This is a genomic window from Pseudomonas sp. Leaf129, assembly GCF_001423465.1.
GTDB classification, from domain to species: domain Bacteria; phylum Pseudomonadota; class Gammaproteobacteria; order Pseudomonadales; family Pseudomonadaceae; genus Aquipseudomonas; species Aquipseudomonas coleopterorum.
On the sequence record NZ_LMOC01000001.1, the window covers coordinates 338,951 to 355,864 of the forward strand.

Annotated in this window: 15 protein-coding genes and 1 pseudogene; 11 read left to right on the forward strand and 5 right to left on the reverse strand. The window is 61.5% G+C overall.

Annotation, left to right across the window (positions count from 1 at the left end; translation table 11 throughout):
* Positions 1–14: 14 nt before the first annotated feature.
* Positions 15–1,235, forward strand: a complete 1,221-nt coding sequence (locus ASF66_RS01540; protein WP_056842440.1) for an acyl-CoA dehydrogenase family protein — start codon at positions 15–17, stop codon at positions 1,233–1,235.
* Positions 1,236–1,393: 158 nt separating this feature from the next.
* Here ASF66_RS01540 and ASF66_RS01545 read toward each other — a convergent pair whose 3' ends face one another.
* Positions 1,394–2,494: a sigma-54 interaction domain-containing protein gene (locus tag ASF66_RS01545; protein WP_056842441.1), complete on the reverse strand. Its 1,101-nt coding sequence runs from the start codon at positions 2,492–2,494 to the stop codon at positions 1,394–1,396.
* Positions 2,495–2,941: 447 nt separating this feature from the next.
* Here ASF66_RS01545 and ASF66_RS01550 point away from each other — a divergent pair, with 447 nt between their 5' ends.
* The 4 genes from ASF66_RS01550 to ASF66_RS01565 all read left to right on the forward strand — a co-directional run bounded on the left by ASF66_RS01550 (position 2,942) and on the right by ASF66_RS01565 (position 5,781).
* Positions 2,942–3,754, forward strand: a complete 813-nt coding sequence (locus ASF66_RS01550; protein ID WP_056842442.1) for an energy transducer TonB — start codon at positions 2,942–2,944, stop codon at positions 3,752–3,754.
* Positions 3,755–3,836: 82 nt separating this feature from the next.
* Positions 3,837–4,562 (forward strand): MotA/TolQ/ExbB proton channel family protein, encoded by a 726-nt coding sequence (locus tag ASF66_RS01555; RefSeq protein ID WP_056842443.1) that lies wholly within the window; start codon positions 3,837–3,839, stop codon positions 4,560–4,562.
* Position 4,563: 1 nt separating this feature from the next.
* Positions 4,564–4,965 carry an ExbD/TolR family protein gene (locus tag ASF66_RS01560; protein WP_049860037.1) on the forward strand — a complete coding sequence of 134 codons (402 nt, stop codon included), beginning with the start codon at positions 4,564–4,566 and terminating at the stop codon, positions 4,963–4,965.
* Positions 4,966–5,322: 357 nt separating this feature from the next.
* Positions 5,323–5,781 (forward strand): metallophosphoesterase family protein, encoded by a 459-nt coding sequence (locus ASF66_RS01565; protein ID WP_056842444.1) that lies wholly within the window; start codon positions 5,323–5,325, stop codon positions 5,779–5,781.
* A gap of 9 nt (positions 5,782–5,790) precedes the next feature.
* Here ASF66_RS01565 and lldD read toward each other — a convergent pair whose 3' ends face one another.
* Positions 5,791–6,924 (reverse strand): FMN-dependent L-lactate dehydrogenase LldD, encoded by a 1,134-nt coding sequence (gene lldD, locus ASF66_RS01570; protein WP_056842445.1) that lies wholly within the window; start codon positions 6,922–6,924, stop codon positions 5,791–5,793.
* Between the two features lie 256 nt (positions 6,925–7,180).
* Between lldD and uvsE the strand changes: the two genes are divergently transcribed.
* Entirely contained in the window at positions 7,181–8,200 is a 1,020-nt protein-coding gene (gene uvsE / locus ASF66_RS01575) for a UV DNA damage repair endonuclease UvsE (RefSeq protein WP_056842446.1), read from the forward strand.
* A 55-nt stretch (positions 8,201–8,255) separates the two neighbouring features.
* A complete protein-coding gene (locus ASF66_RS01580) occupies positions 8,256–10,706 on the forward strand; it encodes a glycoside hydrolase family 65 protein (protein ID WP_236707033.1) in 2,451 nt (816 codons plus the stop codon).
* Between the two features lie 24 nt (positions 10,707–10,730).
* Here the strand turns inward: ASF66_RS01580 and ASF66_RS01585 are convergent, their stop codons facing one another.
* Positions 10,731–11,429, reverse strand: coding sequence for an SOS response-associated peptidase (locus ASF66_RS01585; RefSeq protein ID WP_056842448.1), 699 nt, complete (start codon positions 11,427–11,429; stop codon positions 10,731–10,733).
* Between the two features lie 95 nt (positions 11,430–11,524).
* Between ASF66_RS01585 and ASF66_RS01590 the strand changes: the two genes are divergently transcribed.
* The 4 genes and pseudogenes from ASF66_RS01590 (at position 11,525) to ASF66_RS01600 (ending at position 13,976) form a co-directional block, all read left to right on the forward strand.
* Positions 11,525–11,953, forward strand: a complete 429-nt coding sequence (locus tag ASF66_RS01590) for a LexA family protein (RefSeq protein ID WP_056842449.1) — start codon at positions 11,525–11,527, stop codon at positions 11,951–11,953.
* On the forward strand, positions 11,940–13,217 hold the full coding sequence (gene umuC / locus ASF66_RS01595) for a translesion error-prone DNA polymerase V subunit UmuC (protein WP_056842450.1): 1,278 nt from the start codon (positions 11,940–11,942) through the stop codon (positions 13,215–13,217). Before ASF66_RS01590 ends, umuC begins: the two co-directional genes overlap by 14 nt.
* A 167-nt stretch (positions 13,218–13,384) precedes the next feature.
* Positions 13,385–13,525, forward strand: a pseudogene (locus ASF66_RS21855) (Com family DNA-binding transcriptional regulator); the annotation flags it as partial.
* A gap of 163 nt (positions 13,526–13,688) precedes the next feature.
* Entirely contained in the window at positions 13,689–13,976 is a 288-nt protein-coding gene (locus tag ASF66_RS01600; RefSeq protein WP_056842451.1) for a hypothetical protein, read from the forward strand.
* 91 nt (positions 13,977–14,067) lie between these two features.
* Here ASF66_RS01600 and ASF66_RS01605 read toward each other — a convergent pair whose 3' ends face one another.
* Positions 14,068–14,973, reverse strand: coding sequence for a DMT family transporter (locus ASF66_RS01605; protein WP_162240066.1), 906 nt, complete (start codon positions 14,971–14,973; stop codon positions 14,068–14,070).
* 298 nt (positions 14,974–15,271) lie between these two features.
* Complete coding sequence (norR, locus tag ASF66_RS01610) at positions 15,272–16,858, reverse strand: nitric oxide reductase transcriptional regulator NorR (RefSeq protein ID WP_056842453.1); 1,587 nt, start codon at positions 16,856–16,858, stop codon at positions 15,272–15,274.
* Positions 16,859–16,914 lie beyond the last annotated feature (56 nt).

Sequence of the window (16,914 nt, forward strand, 5' to 3'; positions counted from 1 at the left end):
GACAGGAACCCTTCATGACTCATGCTGCCAACGTCACGCCTTCCCCTTCACCCGTAGCGCCGCTGAGCGTGGCGCAATTGCTGGCACGTGCCGAGCAGTTGCTGCCGGCCATCGCGGCAGGCGCCGCTGCGCGCGAGCGCGACCGGCAACTGCCGTACGAGGCCGTCGCACAGATCGCCCAAGCGTTGCTCTATACCCTGCGCATCCCCACCCGCTATGGCGGCCCTGGCGGCTCGGTGAAGGACGTCATCGGCCTGCTGGTGCGCATCGCCTCGGTGGACTCAAATGTCGCCCAGGCCTTGCGTCCCGGCTTCGCGTTCATCGAAGGGCTGCTGGTGTCTCGGGCCGAAGGCGCCGAGCAGGAGCGTCAGCTCTGGTTCGCCCGTTACCTGCAAGGCGCGGTGCTGGGCAACGCCGGTTGGGAAGTAGGCGGTGCCAACGGTGCCATCAGCGCCCGCATCGTGCGCGAAGGTGATCACTACCGGGCCAATGGCAGCAAGTTCTACAGCACCGGTTCGCTGTACGCCGACTGGATCAGCGCGGTGGCGCTGGACGAGCACGACCAGCCGCTGTCGTTCATCCTGCCCCGCGACCGCGAAGGGCTGGTGCTGCTGGATGATTTCGACGCCATGGGCCAGCGCCTCACAGCCAGTGGCACGACGCGGCTGGACAACGTGCAGGTCTATGCCCACGAGGTTCGCACGCGCACGGTGGAGGAGGGCAAGCGTACCCTGGTGACGCCGTTCCTGCAGGTGTTCCTGGCGTCGGTGCAGGCCGGAATCGCCCGCAACGCGTTGAACGATGCGGTGGCGTTCGCACGCCATCATGCGCGTCCGATCAAGCACAGCAGCGCCGAGCAGTCGGTGGATGATCCTTATGTGGCGTTGAGCGTGGGCGAGATTTCGGCGCGCGCCTACACCGCGGAGGCGGTGGTGCTCAAGGCTGCCGAAGCGATCGATCGCGCCTGGGCGGCGGGACTCGATCCGGCAGCGGTGGACGAGGCCGCGATCGAGGTGGCGCAGGCGCAATACATCGCCGCCGAATGCGCGCTCAAGGCGGCGGAACGGGTGTTCGATGTGGGCGGCGCCTCCACGACCGGGCGCGGCCATAACCTGGACCGGCACTGGCGCAACGCCCGCACCGTGGCCAATCACAACCCCCGCGACTGGAAAGCCGCGGCAGTCGGCACCTGGCAGCTCAAGGGCACACCGCCCCCGACCTCCGGGCTTTTTTGAGCGCGTACACACCCCCCTGTGGGAGCGGGTCTCTGCCCGCGAAGAATCCACCGCGGTACTCCTGAACCACCGCAGCGATTTCTTCGCGGGCAGAGACCCGCTCCCACAGGTTCGCGTCTGCCCAGTCATCCACTTATCACACGGTCCCTACAAAACCCTCAGATCGACAAACGGAGAGCCCGCACCTCTGGTTGATCCGCCACCGACCGCCTTTTGTTCACCGCCAGCTCGCCCATCTTGATCAGCCGCGTGCGGGTGACGTTGCGGCTCAGGCCGAGCAGGTTGGCGGTGTGCACCTGGTTGCAATGGCTGAACCGATAGGCCGAACGCAGCAGGGCATCCTCGACCTTCTCGTGCAGGTCGCCGACCTGCTCGTCGAACAGCCGCTGGAACAGCCGATCCAGTGACGCCTCCACCGAATCGTCCACCGCCGGACTGTCATCGGCGCGCTCGATGCGCATGTTCGACAGGCGCAGGTCATCGCGCTCGATCACGCCGTTGCGGCAGATCAGCAAGGTGTGATGAATGACGTTTTCCAGTTCGCGAATGTTGCCCGGCCAGCTGTAGTGGCGCAGCTTGTGCTCGGCTTCGGCCGACAGTGTGGCGCGTTCGTAACCCAGGCGTTTGCAGTAAACCTCGAGGAAATGCCGGGTCAGCGGAATGATATCGCCAGGCCGTTCGCGCAGCGGCACCAGTTCCAGACTGACCACATCCAGGCGGTAATAGAGGTCTTCGCGGAAGTGGCCGGCATTGATCGCCTTTTCCAGCAGCACGTTGGTTGCCGCCAGGACTCGCACATTGATCGGAATGCTCTTGCGCGAACCCAGGCGCACCACTTCACGCTCCTGCAGCACGCGCAGCAGCTTCACCTGAATGGGCATCGGCAGGTCGCCGATTTCATCGAGAAACAAGGTCCCGCCGTTGGCCTCCTCGAACCACCCGGCCTTTGCCGCCAGGGCACCGGTGAACGCGCCTTTTTCGTGGCCGAACAGTTCGGCTTCCACTAGCGACTCGGAGAACGCGCCGCAGTTGACGGCCACGAACGGCTTGTTGCGTCTTGCGCTGAGGTTGTGGATATGGCGCGCGACCAACTCCTTGCCAGTGCCGGTTTCGCCGATGATCAACACACTGGCTTCGCTGGGCGCGACCTGTTCGAGATGGGCCAGCAACGCCTTGGATTTCGGGTCTTCGAACACCTGGGCGGTGGCACGGATGGAGGTGGCGAGGGCGGGCGATGGGGGAAGTGTCAAAAGCTGCATGGCGGCGCCTTCAAGGTGCGGATAAAAAGAAAGGGATCGAGCGGTAAAACATGGAATGAAGGCGATACTAATGGATATAAAAAACGATCGTTAAATACCTTATGAGCATTAGCTTATGTCGTGTCGCGCAATGAGCATGCGCTGCGCATCGCCATTGATCCACCGTCCGCTGCATGAAGTGAAAACTGCAACCCGATCATTTGATTGAAGAAAATCGCGATGCTTAGGTCCGTTCAGTGTTGCCTGAGCAACAGTCAAGTTGGCCAAGTGTTCATAGGCCAACAGCCACTCCAAATGAGTTGACCCTTGACTGCGCCTTATGCCGGATTGAAAGCTTGGAATAACAAACAATTACTTTTCGAACTAGCGGAGTTTGAACATCATTCGCCCGCCGAAGAGGCCGATTGGACTCGCTTCTTCACGATTACCCGTCAACAGGAGCAACTGATGAACAACCTCAAGGCCGCCCTGGAGGTGCGGTGGCATCCGGTACCCGGCGAATTGCTCGACCTGGGCCGGGTGTTCCGCGAACCCTTGGGCGAGCTGCGCCTGCAACGTGCGCCCAAGCGCATCCTCGGTCGCCGCGAGGCGGCATTGCTGGGCGTGTTCGCGCTGGTACTGCATGGTGCGGTGATCTACTGGATCAGTCAGACGCCAACACCGGTACTGCCGACAGTGCCGCCAGAAATTCCACCCATGACGATCGAATTTTCCCAGCCTGCACCACCGCCGGTGGTAGAGACGCCACCGCCGCCGCCCGAGCCGGTCGCGCCGGTTGTCGAACCGCCACCGCCTGTCGAGGATGAGCTGGCGGCCAAGCCAGCACCACCACCGCCGCCCAAGCCAAAGCCTCAGCCCGTGGTCAAGAAGCCGGTGCCCAAGCCGGCGCCCAAGCCGGTCGTGCAACCGCCCGCGCCGCAGCAACCTGTGGCCGCACCGACGCCGCCGGCACCTGCGGCACCACCTGCGCCGCAACCGCTGACACCGGCTTCGGCCAATGCCGGCTACCTGCACAATCCGGCGCCCGAATATCCCGCCCTGGCCATGCGTCGCAACTGGGAAGGGACCGTGCTGCTGCGGGTTCACGTGCTGGCCAGCGGCAAGCCCAGCGAAATCCAGGTACAGACCAGCAGCGGTCGCAGTCAGCTCGATGACGCCGCACTGGCAGCGGTGAAACGCTGGAGCTTCGTTCCGGCCAAACGAGGTGCCGACCCAGTCGATGGCTGGGTCAGCGTACCGATCGATTTCAAATTGCGCTGATCGACTTTTTTGCTGCATGAAGCGGGCTACCTGACAAAAGGCGCATCGCACCACCCAACGCCTTGCTACAGAGAGCCTCACCATGAATCTTCTGACAGAATCTCCCTTCACCTCCGTCGAGCACTCGGTCATCTGGCTGCTCATCCTGTTTTCCGTCGCCACCTGGGGGCTGGCATTGCTCAAGGGCCTGCAGTTCGCTCGGCTCAAGGGCCAGGATCGCAAATTCCACAAGCAGTTCTGGGCGGCGTCGAGCCTTGATTCGGCGGCCCATCTGGCCCAGGAACAACCCGGTGCAGCGGCTCGGGTCGCGCAGTCGGGCTACGCGGCCATCCAGGTCAACGAGCAGGCGCAAACCGACCTGAGCCAGTCGATCAATCATCAGGATGGCCTCGAGCGCGCCCTGCGCCAGCAGATCGTACGTGAGCGGCGCTCGTTGGAAACGGGCCTGGCGGTGCTGGCCAGTATCGGCAGTACCTCGCCGTTCATCGGCCTGTTCGGGACGGTCTGGGGGATCATGTCGGCGCTCAAGGGCATCAGCGCGGCCGGCTCGGCGAGCCTGGAGACAGTGGCGGGCCCCATAGGCGCGGCGCTGGTGGCCACTGGCGTGGGGATCGCCGTCGCGGTGCCAGCGGTGCTGGTCTACAACTATTTCCTGCGTCGCCTGAAGCTGACCGCCGCCGACCTCGACGATTTCGCCCATGACTTCTACAGCCTGGCGCAGAAGCATTCCTTCCGCGTGCTGCAACATCCGGCCCTGACTCGCAGCGGTGCTGCGGCTTCGGGCCACAAAGTGAAGGAGGCGTCCTGACATGGCCTTTTCCACTCAAGACACGGACGAGGTGCTCAGCGAGATCAACGTGACGCCTTTGGTAGACGTCATGCTGGTGCTGTTGGTGGTGTTCATCGTCACCGCGCCGTTGCTGACCAATTCGATCCCGATCAACTTGCCCAAGACCGAAGCGGTGGCGCCTGCCGAGCAGAAGGACCCGCTGGTGGTGAGCATTGACGGGCAGGGCAAACTGTTCATCAACAAGGACGAAATCCAGCCGGACCTGCTCCAGACCAACCTGCAGACCGCCAGGCAGAAAGACCCCGATGTGCGCGTACAACTGCAGGCCGACGACGGCGTCAACTACGGCGAAGTGGCCCGCGCCATGGCCTCCATCGAAAAGGCAGGCATCACCAAACTGGCGGTGATCACCGCCAAGTAGCAGCCGATTTGATGTGGGAGCGGGCCCTGCCCGCGAAGGCAGCGATGTGGAGTCACTTCGCGGGCAGAGACCCGCTCCCACAAAGTTCACTCCCACACTGTGGGAGCGGGCTCTGCCCGCGAAGGCAGCGATGTGGAGTCATTTCGCGGGCAGAGACCCGCTCCCACAAATTCACTCCCACACTGTGGGAGCGGGCTCTGCCCGCGAAGGCTCCACCGCACACTACCTGAAACACTGCGGCGCTCTTCTCGCGAGTAGCCCGCAGCCAAACCTGAAAGCCGATCCAATGTGGCAGCATGGAACCCACCGCTGTGCGAGGCAGTCCAGATCTGCACCACGCACACAGGGAACCACGCCGTGAAAGTAGGCATCATTTCCGACACCCATGGTCTGCTGCGGCCCGAGGCCGTGGCAGCGCTGCAGGGTTGTGAACGGATCATTCATGCCGGCGACATCGGCAAGGGTGACATCGTCCAGCACCTGGCTGCCATCGCTCCGGTGCAGGTCGTTTCGGGCAATAACGATGTCGGCATGCCATGGGCCGATTCGGTGGCGGATGTGCTGCATTTCGACCTCGAAGGCTGGCCCACCTTGCTCATCCACGACATGGCCGACGTACCCGCTGCATTGCGCAGCGACACCCGCTTGGTCATCACCGGCCATTCGCACAAGCCGCTGATCCAATGGCGCGGCGAGTGCCTGTACATCAACCCCGGCAGCGCCGGCCGCCGCCGCTTCAAGCTTCCGGTCACCCTGGTCGTGCTAGACGTGCAACCCCACGCCCTGCAACCGCAACTGATCGACCTGCTGCCCTGAACCGAACGCTCAACGCACCAGCGAATCCGAGCCGATCTCGGCGATGGATTTGGCCCCGGTCAACACCATGGCCACGCGCATTTCCTTTTCGATCAGATTCAGCAGATTGCTCACGCCCGCACCGCCGGCTACCGCCAGGGCATAGATGAAGGCACGGCCCAGCAGCACAGTATCGGCGCCCAGCGCAATCATGCGCACCACATCCAGCCCGCTGCGGATACCCGAGTCGGCCAGTATCGCCAGATCGCCCTTCACCGCATCGGCGATTGCAGGCAGCGCTCGGGCGCTGGACAGCACGCCGTCGAGCTGGCGTCCGCCATGGTTGGACACGACGATGCCATCGGCACCGAAACTCACGGCATCGCGAGCGTCCTCGGGGTCGAGAATGCCCTTGATGATCATCGGCCCATCCCAGAATTCGCGGATCCACTCCAGGTCCTTCCAGGAAATCGACGGATCGAAATTGCTGCCCAGCCAGCCGATGTAGTCGGCAAGCCCGGTAGGGTTGCCACGGTAGGTGGAGATATTGCCCAGGTCGTGCGGCCGGCCATGCAGGCCCACATCCCAGGCCCAGGCCGGGTGCGTCACCGCTTGCCACATGCGCCGCATCGGCCCGTTGGCGCCGCTCATGCCCGAGTGCGCATCCCGGTAGCGTGCGCCGGGCACCGGCATGTCGACGGTGAAAATCAGCGTCTTGACCCCGGCGGCGCGAGCGCGCTCCAGGGCGTTCTTCATGAAACCGCGATCCTTGAGCACGTACAGCTGAAACCACATCGGCCGGGAAATGGCTGGCGCGACTTCCTCGATCGGGCAGACCGACACCGTCGACAGCGTGAACGGAATGCCCTTGGCATCCGCCGCCTTGGCCGCCTGCACCTCGCCACGACGGGCAAACATGCCACACAGACCAATCGGCGCGAGCGCCACCGGCATGGCCAGGGCTTCACCGAACAACTGCGTTTCCAGACTCAACTCGGACATGTTGCGCAGCACCCGCTGACGCAGGGCGATATCGGCCAAGTCGCTGACGTTGCGCCTGAGCGTGTGCTCGGCGTAAGCGCCGCCGTCGATGTAGTGGAACAGGAAGGGCGGCAGGCGACGTTGCGCGGCGGCGCGGTAGTCGGTGGAAGCGGAAATGATCATGGGCGCGTCATCTCCCGCACAAGGAGGGCAGGCTGGGCCACAGGTGTCATCGGCATGGTTCGGGTTCCCCGATTGTTGTTGGAGGTCTGCCAGCAGTGAATCTGAATTGGTATGACCAATTTACAATCCGTTGGCTACAGATTAAGAGCGGCGCAGGGCGTCTGTCAATTTGCCCGCCTGCGGGGATGTTCGGCGAGAGGAATAGACACCGCAGTGGTCTATCGGCTACCTACCTGAACACCAGGCCTTCACACCCATGAACACCCCTCGCATCGGCTTCGCCTGCCAATACCGACATTCGATTCGCGCCCTGACCCTGGCCGAACTGAAGCTCATCGAAGGCGCCTACAACCCGCGAACCACCACCCTGCGCTGGATGAACAGCGTCGCCACCCAGGTGGCCCACGAGAAACTTCAGGAAGTGATCACCCACAACCTGCAAGCGCAGCTGCAATTGCTCGATTACGTGGCGCAGCTGCCCGAAGCCCTGCGCATGCTGCGCCTGAGCAGCGACTTGCTGCCGTTCTACAGCCATCCGCAGGTGGCAGCGTTCTACCAGCAGCCCGAACGTCAGGCCTGGCTGGCAGAGCGTTTCGCGCAGATGGGCGATCGCGCGCGCAGTGCCGGCATCCGCCTGTCTTTCCACCCCGGTCAGTTCTGCGTGCTGGGCTCGGACAAACCCCCGGTGGTGGAAAACAGCCTGGCGGAATTCGAGTACCACGCCGACATGATCCGCATGATGGGCTACGGCGTGCAGTTCCAGGATTTCAAGTGCAACGTGCACATCGCCGGTCGCCTCGGCGCCGAGGGCATCCGCGCCATCTGGCCGCGTTTGTCGGAGGTGGCGCGCCGCTGCATCACCTTCGAGAACGAAGAGAAAACCTACGGCGTCGACGACTGCCTGCAACTGGCCGACCTGGCACCGGTGGTGCTGGATATCCACCACTGCTGGATCAACGAGAACGACTACATCGCCGTGGACGATCCCCGCGTGGATCGCATCATTGACAGTTGGCGGGGTGTGCGGCCGGTCATGCATTACTCGCAGCCTCAGGAGCGCCTTCAGGAACTGGGCTTCACCGCCGAGCAGAAGCTGGAGATGGAAGCGCTGCTGCAGGTGGTCTCCAAGCGTGACCTCTATGGCCACAGCGAACTGATGTGGAACCACTGGACCAACCGCTACGCCCTGCAGTTTCTCGAGCGCTTCGACATCATGTTCGAAGCCAAGCACAAGAATCAGGCGACCCTGGCGTTCTACCAGAGTTACATGCTGTAACCACTGCGTACCCTCCAGGGGGCCGAACCCAGAGCGGTGGCATGGGTCTGCATTGATGACTATCGACGCCTGCACACTCGAGGAATCCTTGCATGACGCCCACGCCGGTTACCGCTGTTTCCCTGCTGCACGCCCGTGGACCACGCCGATGACGGATCGAGCGACCCACTCACTGGCCTTCGACCATTTCGAACTCGACGACGAACAGCGCCGCGAAGCGCTGTTTACCTTGGCCAACGGCGTGATCTCGTGGCGTGCGTGTTCGCCCGAAGCCTGCGCCGTGCCGCGTCCGCAAGGGCATTACCCCGGCCTCTACCGTGCAGGCTGGTACGACGATGCCGCGCGCCAGGTCAACGGCACCACGACCCATATTGCAGCCTTGGTCAATCTGCCCGACCCCTTCGGCCTGACCTTTTCGCTGAACGAGCAGCCATGGTTCGCGCTTGCCGAAGACACCTTGCGCAGCTATCACCAGCACGTCGACATGCAGCGCGGTGTACTGACCCGTCGGCTGTCGTTGCTGCTGGGCGGAACACCGGTCGAGCTGGTAGAGACCCGCTTCGTCAGCCTGGCCAATGCGCAACTGGCGGTGCTGCGCTGGGAGCTGCACGCGCAGACACCGCTGACTGGCCTGCGCGTGCGTGCGACGCTGGACAACAGCCGCGGCAACTACCTGATCGAGCGCGACCGCGACTACGAAGGCCGACGCCTGCGCAGCCATCGCTGGGAGCACCTGCCCGACGGCCGGGCAGGGGTGGTGGCGACCCTGGAGGACCCATCGCGCAAGGTGGCGGTGGCAGTGCAGACCGTAGCGCCGTGCCAGTGGCAGGGTCAGGTGGTGGACGATCGCCTGGTGCAGGAGGGTACGGTGGAGTGGCCCGAGCAAGGCCCGCTGGTGCTGGAAAAGCGCGTGATCGTGCAGGTCGATGACGAATTCCATGGGCTGTCCAGCAGCATGGCGGCATTGCCCGACGCCCCCTATGCAGCGTTACTGACCGCCCACCAACAGGCATGGCAAGACACCTGGGAATACGGACGCATCCGCGTGGCCGATCCGGCAGTGGATCATCCGCTGCAGTTCGCCGGATGGCATATCCAGCAGACGGTTTCGCCGTTAAGCATCGGCCGTGACCTGGGCTTTCCGGCGCGCGGATGGCAGGAAGGCTATTTCGGCCAGGTGTTCTGGGACGAATTGTTCGCCTTTCCGCTGTTCGCCACGCACCGTCCGGAACTGGCCAGTTCATTGCTCGACTACCGCCACACACGCCTGCCGGCCGCGCGGCGCCGAGCGGCCCGATTGGGCTACGGCGGTGCCATGTTTCCCTGGCGCAGCGCCCACGACGGCGAAGAGCAGACCCAGCCGTTCCAATACTACCCGCTTTCCGGCCACTGGGTGCCCGACCCGACGCACTTGCAGCGCCACATCGGTTCGGCCGTGGCCTACGACGCCTGGACGCTCTACCTGGCGACCGGCGACGAGCAGCAACTGGCCGGCAAGATCGGTGATCTGATCATCGAAGTCGCGCGTTACTGGGCCAGCGTGGCCCGCTATGACGAGTCTCGGCAACGCTATGTCATCGAAGGCGTGATCGGTCCCGACGAGTACCACAACGCCTACCCCCATGCCGAGCAACCGGGCTTGGACAACAACGCCTACACCAACCTGATGGCCGTCTGGACCCTGTGCCGCGCGCTGGACGTGCTACAGCGATTGCCCACCGTCCTGCGCGAGGACCTTGTCGAGCGCCTGGCGCTGCGCCCCGACGAGGCATCGCACTGGGAGCATGTCAGCCGCAACATGTTCCTGCCGTTCACCGCCGATGGCGTGCTCGACCAGTTCGAAGGCTTCGACAGGCTGCAGCCCGCGCCGGACGAGTGGAAGCGTGAAGACAATCCGCGCCTGGACTGGATGCTCGAAGCCCGGGGCGATCACTGCGACCACTATCAGGTGAGCAAGCAGGCCGACACCCTGATGCTGTTCTACCTGCTGTCACAGGATCAGTTGCAGGCGCTATTCGACCGCTTACGCTACCCATTCGACAGCGACATCGCCCGGCGGACCATGGACTATCACCTGGGCCACGTCTTCCACGAATCCAGCCTGTCGAAAACGGTCTGCGCCGGTGCGCTGGCCCACACCGACAGCGACGCTTCATGGACCTACTACCAGCATTGCCTGCGCACGGATCTGGACGCCAAGTCCGACAGCGGAGTCCGCGAGGGCGTGCACTTGGCGGCGATGTCCGGCGCGCTGGACGTGATGCAGCGGCATTACCTGGGCGTGTGTCCGGCGGTGGAAGGGTTGCGGGTGTTCCCGACGCCACCGCCCGGCCTGGGCGACGTCAGTCTCGCCGTGCAGTTTCATGGGCAGTGGGTGGACGTGACGCGGGTCGATGAAGTGATCACCGTGCACCTGCGGGCACTGTCGACCCAGGCGATTACTTTGATTCACGCGCTGGGCACGGAACAGCTCGAACCCGGTTCGTCGGTCAACCTCATCGGCTGAGTTCAGCGGGCGGCGAATACGGCTTCAGGACGCCTCATCGATCGGCGCAATCAGTTCGACACCCTGATTGCGCACATTGCCAACCGCCTTGCCCACTGCATGCCATCGAAAGTCGGCCACCGGCCGGCCTTCGTGCTGGGCGATCTCGATACTGCGCTCGGCACTCAGGTCGGCTTCCAGCCACTCCTGTGCCTGCTCCGGCGCCAGCACTACCGGGCGGCGGTCGTGGATGTCGACCATGCCTTCATTGCTGGCATCGGTGATGATCACGAAACCATCGCCTTCACCGGGCTCAAGTCCGGGCGTGACCTGGGCGAGGGCGGCGAAGAACATCGGCTTGTCGTCCGCAAGATGAATGAACCAAGGTTGTTTTTTCTTCGGGTCATTGGCGTCTTTGACCCACTCATACCAGCCGTTGGCGGGTATCAGCACGCGCCCATTGGGCCACAGCTGCTTGAAGAACTTTCCCGTCGCGACCGTCTCGACCCGCGCGTTGATCGGGGCAGGGCGCTTGCCCTGGGCCCAGAACGGCGCCCAGCCCCACTTCACCGAATCGATCGACAAGCCCTGCTCGGTGCCCTGCAACACCATGGCCCGCTGCGTCGGCGCAATGTTGTAGCGCGCCTGCGGCTGCGGGTCGACATAGCTGATGACCTGCTGACGCGGGGCCAATTCACGCAGATAGACGTCCATCGCTTCGTACATCGAGTAGCGACCACACATGGTGTTCTCCGTCAGATTGTCGCGGTCTCTTGTTGACCTCCAAGGTCCTACAAAGTTAACTGTATATTCGTACAGTATCAATACCAGGCAATCCCATGATCACTATTCTTGGCCCGCTCGCTCCGGGCAGCACCGCGCATCCGCTGTATTCATTCAAGGTCCCGGCCGGTTTTCCCTCGCCCGCCGCCGACCATATGGAGCAGCGCATTTCGCTGGATGAACTGCTGGAGATCCGCGCACCGCACATCTACCTGGTGCGCATCCAGGGCGACAGCATGCAGGGCGCGGGGATCTTCTGCGGCGACCTGGTGATCGTGGACCGCTCCATCGAGGCCGAACATGGCCATGTCGTCATTGCTGCGGTGAACAGCGAACCCATGTGCAAGCGCCTGCACAAGCGCGGTCGCGAGGTGATCCTCAAGTCGGCCAATCGCGAGTACCCGCCGCGCTACATCATGGAGGGCGACGAGCTGTTGATCTGGGGCGTGGTGACCTTCAGCGTACGTGCCCATGAAAAGGAATGAACCGGTCTTCGCGCTGATCGACTGCAACAGCTTCTACGCCAGTTGCGAACGAGTGTTTCGACCGGATCTGGCCAAGACGCCGATCGTGGTGCTGTCCAACAACGACGGCTGCGTGATTGCCCGGTCGGCCGAGGCCAAGGCGCTGGTGAAGATGGCGTCGCCGTATTTCCAGATCAAGGACTTGCTGCGCCAGCACGGTATCGTGGCGTTTTCCTCCAACTACGCGCTGTACGGCGACATCAGCGAACGGGTGATGTGCATCATCGAGTCCATGGTGCCCGCGCTCGAGGTCTACAGCATCGACGAAGCGTTCGCCGACCTCACCGGCATGCACCAGGACCTGGACGCACTGGGCCGCGACATTCGCGAACAGGTCTACCGGCGCACCGGCATACCGGTGGGGGTAGGGATTGCCGGCACCAAGACCTTGGCCAAACTGGCCAACCATGCCGCGAAGAAATGGCACAAACAGCTGGGCGGGGTGCTGGACCTGCGCGAAGCCGGTCGCCGCGATCGCCTGTTGAAGGTCACCTCGGTGAGCGACGTCTGGGGCATCGGCCGCAAGATGAGCGCACACCTGCAGGGCATGAACATCGCCACCGCCTGGGATCTGAGCTGCGCTGATCCTGCGCTATTGCGCAGCCGCTTCAGCGTGGTGATCGAAAAGACCGCCCGCGAACTGGGCGGCACACCGTGCCTGGCGCTAGAAGACCCCGATCCGCCCAAGCAGGAAATCTGCTGCAGCCGGATGTTCGGCAAGCGCCTGACCGAGATCGCCCCGATCCGCGAGGCAGTAGCCAGCTATGTGATGCGGGCCTCGGAGAAGCTGCGTGCGCAACGTTCGTTGTGTCGGCAGCTGCGTGTGAGCATTCGCACCGGCATGCTCAACCCACTGGAAGCCAAGTACGCCAATGGCGTGGTGGTACAACTGCCGTACCCCACCGACGATGTACGCCTGTTGACCAAGGCAGCGGTGCAGGGCCTGGAATTCATCTTTCGCAGCGGCTTCACCTACAGCAAGGCCGAAATACTCCTGCTGGGCCTGTGCCAGCGCGGCGAGTTCACCGACGACCTGTTCGCCAGCGCCCAACCGGCCACCGCCGAACGCCTGATGCAGGTGCTCGACGCGGTCAACGGTCGCTGGGGCAGGGGGACTTTGCGTCCAGCGGCTGTGCCGACCAACCCGGACTGGGGCATGCGTCGGGAGATGATGAGCCAGAGTTATACGACGCAGATCGAGCAGTTGTGGACGGTCAGGGGGTGAGCGTTCCGCCGTCGGGGCTGAGCATGGGCACATCCTCATCGGCACGATGAACAGCGAACCCATGTGCAAGCAACAACATCAACGTTGACCCACAACCAGGGACGAAAAGCGACGCGTCATGTCGGGATTAGACAACGCCTGGTTGTGGCTATCTATTCCTGCGATCCACACAGCTCCAGATCAAGTGCTCCCGGTGTGGAGCGCTGAATCATGTGAGGGCCTTGAGCTCCGAACTATCGCCTTTGCGCGACATGCAAGCGAAATCATATCTGACGGTGGATGGCAATTTGACGGGTATTGCACGTTGAAGCCAGATGCATATGATGCAGACCATAGCAATCGAACGTACATGCAGGAAAAGGTCGCCGATTTCCTTAGGTTTTTGGGCGATGGATTTGGGTACAAGAACTATCTGATCGTCATAGAATGTAGTCAGAAAATCAGCTTAAGTGGTCGAAAATAAGGAGTCCTATGCGCCAAGGTATCTTCATCGGTGCTGCATTGCTAGCAGCATTAGCTGGCTGTGATGATAGCGGCGATATGTTCTGCCCTGACAAAGGTCAAGATTTTTTTGATCAGTCCGTCAAGGCTTACTTCAAAAAACACCCACCTGTAGAAGGCATTGAGAACGTCAAAGTTCTGTCAGGTGCCACTTACAGCACTGCGACCAATTGGTGGGTGGTCCCTGTAGACGTAGGCGAGGATAAGTGGAACGCGCTATTGAGCTGTGACGGGCATTTGGAGCTGTCTGGTCGATAGTGATTCTAAACCATGGTGTTTGATGGTACCCGCCTGAGAGTGCCTGTACTTGGATTTTAGTGCGGTATCTGCTGTGGCCAGCTTCTAGCCTTTATGGGTGGAGGCTCCTTGAAACCCATGCAGGCCGCACTATATTCACTGTCAACGCACTGGCAAGAATGAGGGCAAAGCCAATGATTGTGCTGGCTGAAGGTTTTTCACCAAAATAGGTCATGGCCAACACAACAGAAATGACAGGTGAAAATAAAGTCGCGTAGCTTGCGTATTCGGCGCTCTGAAGTTTTATCAGGTAGAACCAGATATAAAAAACGATCGCGCCCCCAACGATGCCCATAAACAAAATCGCCGCAGCAGCAGATAACGACAAGCTTCCAGGAAACGCCATGATTTCGGTGGGCCAATCTAGAAATAGCGGGGACACCAGGAAGGTGCAAAAGCACCCGAAGGTGACCTGCCAGAATACCTTCACCCGAAAATCTATATCTGTCTTCAATCGCTGGGCGATGAGGGAACCGATCGACCAGGAGAGGGCGCTTGACAGGATGATCAAGTGGCTTGAAGAAAATTCAAGTTTTCCGATAATCAACCAGATGCCTATTGAGCAGAACGTCAGTGAAGCAATGGAAAAACCATCGAGTTTACGATTAAGTATCATCGCAAAAAAAGAGGTAAAGCAAGGCATTGTATAGATTAGGGAAGTGGAGTCGGAAATGCTCAGGCGCTCCAATGCTATATTGTTTAAAACCGGAACGAGAAAAACATTTGGAGCTGCGATAATGAAAAGCTTTAGATAAAGCATGGCGTCTAAGGTGGTGCTGAGGGCATTCACAGGTTTCCAAAATACGGCGTAGAGGAAAAGAACACTGATAAAAGCGCATGCCAATCGGAATGGCCAAGCGCCCAAGGCCTGAACACCAATCTTTGAAACCGGCAAGCCAGCGCCCCAGATCAACGCCATGACAGCTATAAGGAACACGCTTTTTTGAAAGGGCGACATTATCTGATTAACCATAACGAGCAATGAGGGCGATCCGGTTTTGAGCCAGGGGCGCCGTTACCATTGATGAGGGCTGCTGAATTTTTTGCTGCGTTGGTGTTTATAGGGTACGAGCCAGCGATTCGTTTTTTTGTTTTGCATCGAGTTGTTTCTCCAGGCTCCAGGATCGGTTCTCGATTTTTACTAAATCTTTGATTTGACGAAGAAGTCCTGTCAAGTTCAGTCATTGCACAGCAGTAGCATGAGTTCGCGATAGCTCGCTCGATGCTCAGCAATGAGCACGGGTTGAAGCTTGTTCCTACACGCGCTGAACGCTGACACCAAGCCGTGCCGAAAGCCTTGCCAGATTGGCTCGGTCCAGGCCAAGGCTCCTGGCGGCGGCAGTGACATTGCCTCGATGCTGGATCAATGCGCTTTCCAGAAGCTCTCTTTTGTAATCATCCACGGCGGCCTTGTAGTCGACAGGCGTAGACCGAGCTGGGTCAGGCGACTCAGGGAGTTCTGCTTTGAGTGTTGTCGTCGCAGCCGGCAGGTCGAAGTCGTCTGCCATCAGGACGAGCATGTCTTTACGGGCTGAACCTGAAACCCGCTTTTTCGCCTTCAGCACGGCCCTGGTGATCTGGTGTTCCAACTCGCGAACATTGCCGGGCCACGCGTAGTGACCGAGCGCCTGTTTGGCGGGGGCGGCGAACCTGACCGGGGGCAGTGCCATGCGGTACCGGTTTTCTTCGGCGAACGCGCCGGCCAGCAGAAGAATGTCCTCCTTGCGCTCTCGCAGCGGCGGCACGCGCAGCGGATACACCGTCAGGCGATGATAGAGGTCGGCGCGAAAGCGGCCGGTTCGAACCTCTTCAGCCAGGTCTCGGTTGCTTGCTGCCAGCAGCCGGATATCGACCACATGGGAACGATCGGACCCCACGCGCTGTACATCACCACCTTGCAGCACCCGGAGCAGCTTGGCCTGCACCGACAGCGGCAACTCGCCGATCTCGTCGAGGAACAGGGTGCCCCCACTGGCCATCTCGAATTTGCCCAGGCGATTCTCGACGGCGCCTGAGAACGCGCCTTTGACATGCCCGAACAGTTCGCTTTCGACAATGTGTTCAGGCAAGGCGGCGCAGTTGACGCTGATCATCGGCTTGTCGGCGCGGTGAGAGTGGCTGTGGAGCCGACGCGCCACCAGCTCTTTGCCGACCCCCGTTTCACCGGTAATGAGAACGGTCAGTTCACTGGGTGCCACCAGGTCGATTTCCCCCAGCAACTGTTTGAATGCCTCGCTGGTGCCGATCATCCGCTGAGGCCCGCCCTGGTGGGCCAGTCGGTAGGCATCGGCGCGCTTGCGTTCACCCTCGAGGGCGCGCATCAGTTGGTCGAAATGCCCGGCGGCGACCACCGTCGCGGCAGCCAAACGCGCGAACGTTTCCACCGTCTGCAGATCGTCTGCGGAAAATTGACCCACCTTCAACGCGTCCAGGGTCAGAACACCCCAGATCTTTTCGTTGATGCGCAGGGCGCAGCCCATGCAGTCGTGCACCGGCAACGCGCTGGCGCCGATAAGGCCGTCGTAGGGGTCCGGATAAGGGCAGTCGGGCGGAAAAAGTATCGCGCCCGGTGCCTCGATGATGGCTTTCAAGCGTGGGTGGCTGTCCACCGGGTACCGTCGGGCCATGGCATCGACCGCCAGTCCATGGGCGGCCTCGGGGATCAGCACGTGATCGTCAAGACGCAGGATGGCGACGGCATCGGTCGGCACCAACTCCCGTAGCGCATCGAGCACACGCTGATAACGGTGTTCTGCGCTGATCTCGGCCGTGAGGTCACCCAGCAGGGGCAGAAGCGCCTGAAGCGCCCGTGATGACTGAGTCGAAATGACCTTATCTTTCATGTTTGAGTCTTTTTAACCGAGTCGAAACGACTCTTGAAAACCAGCGGTAGCCTGAT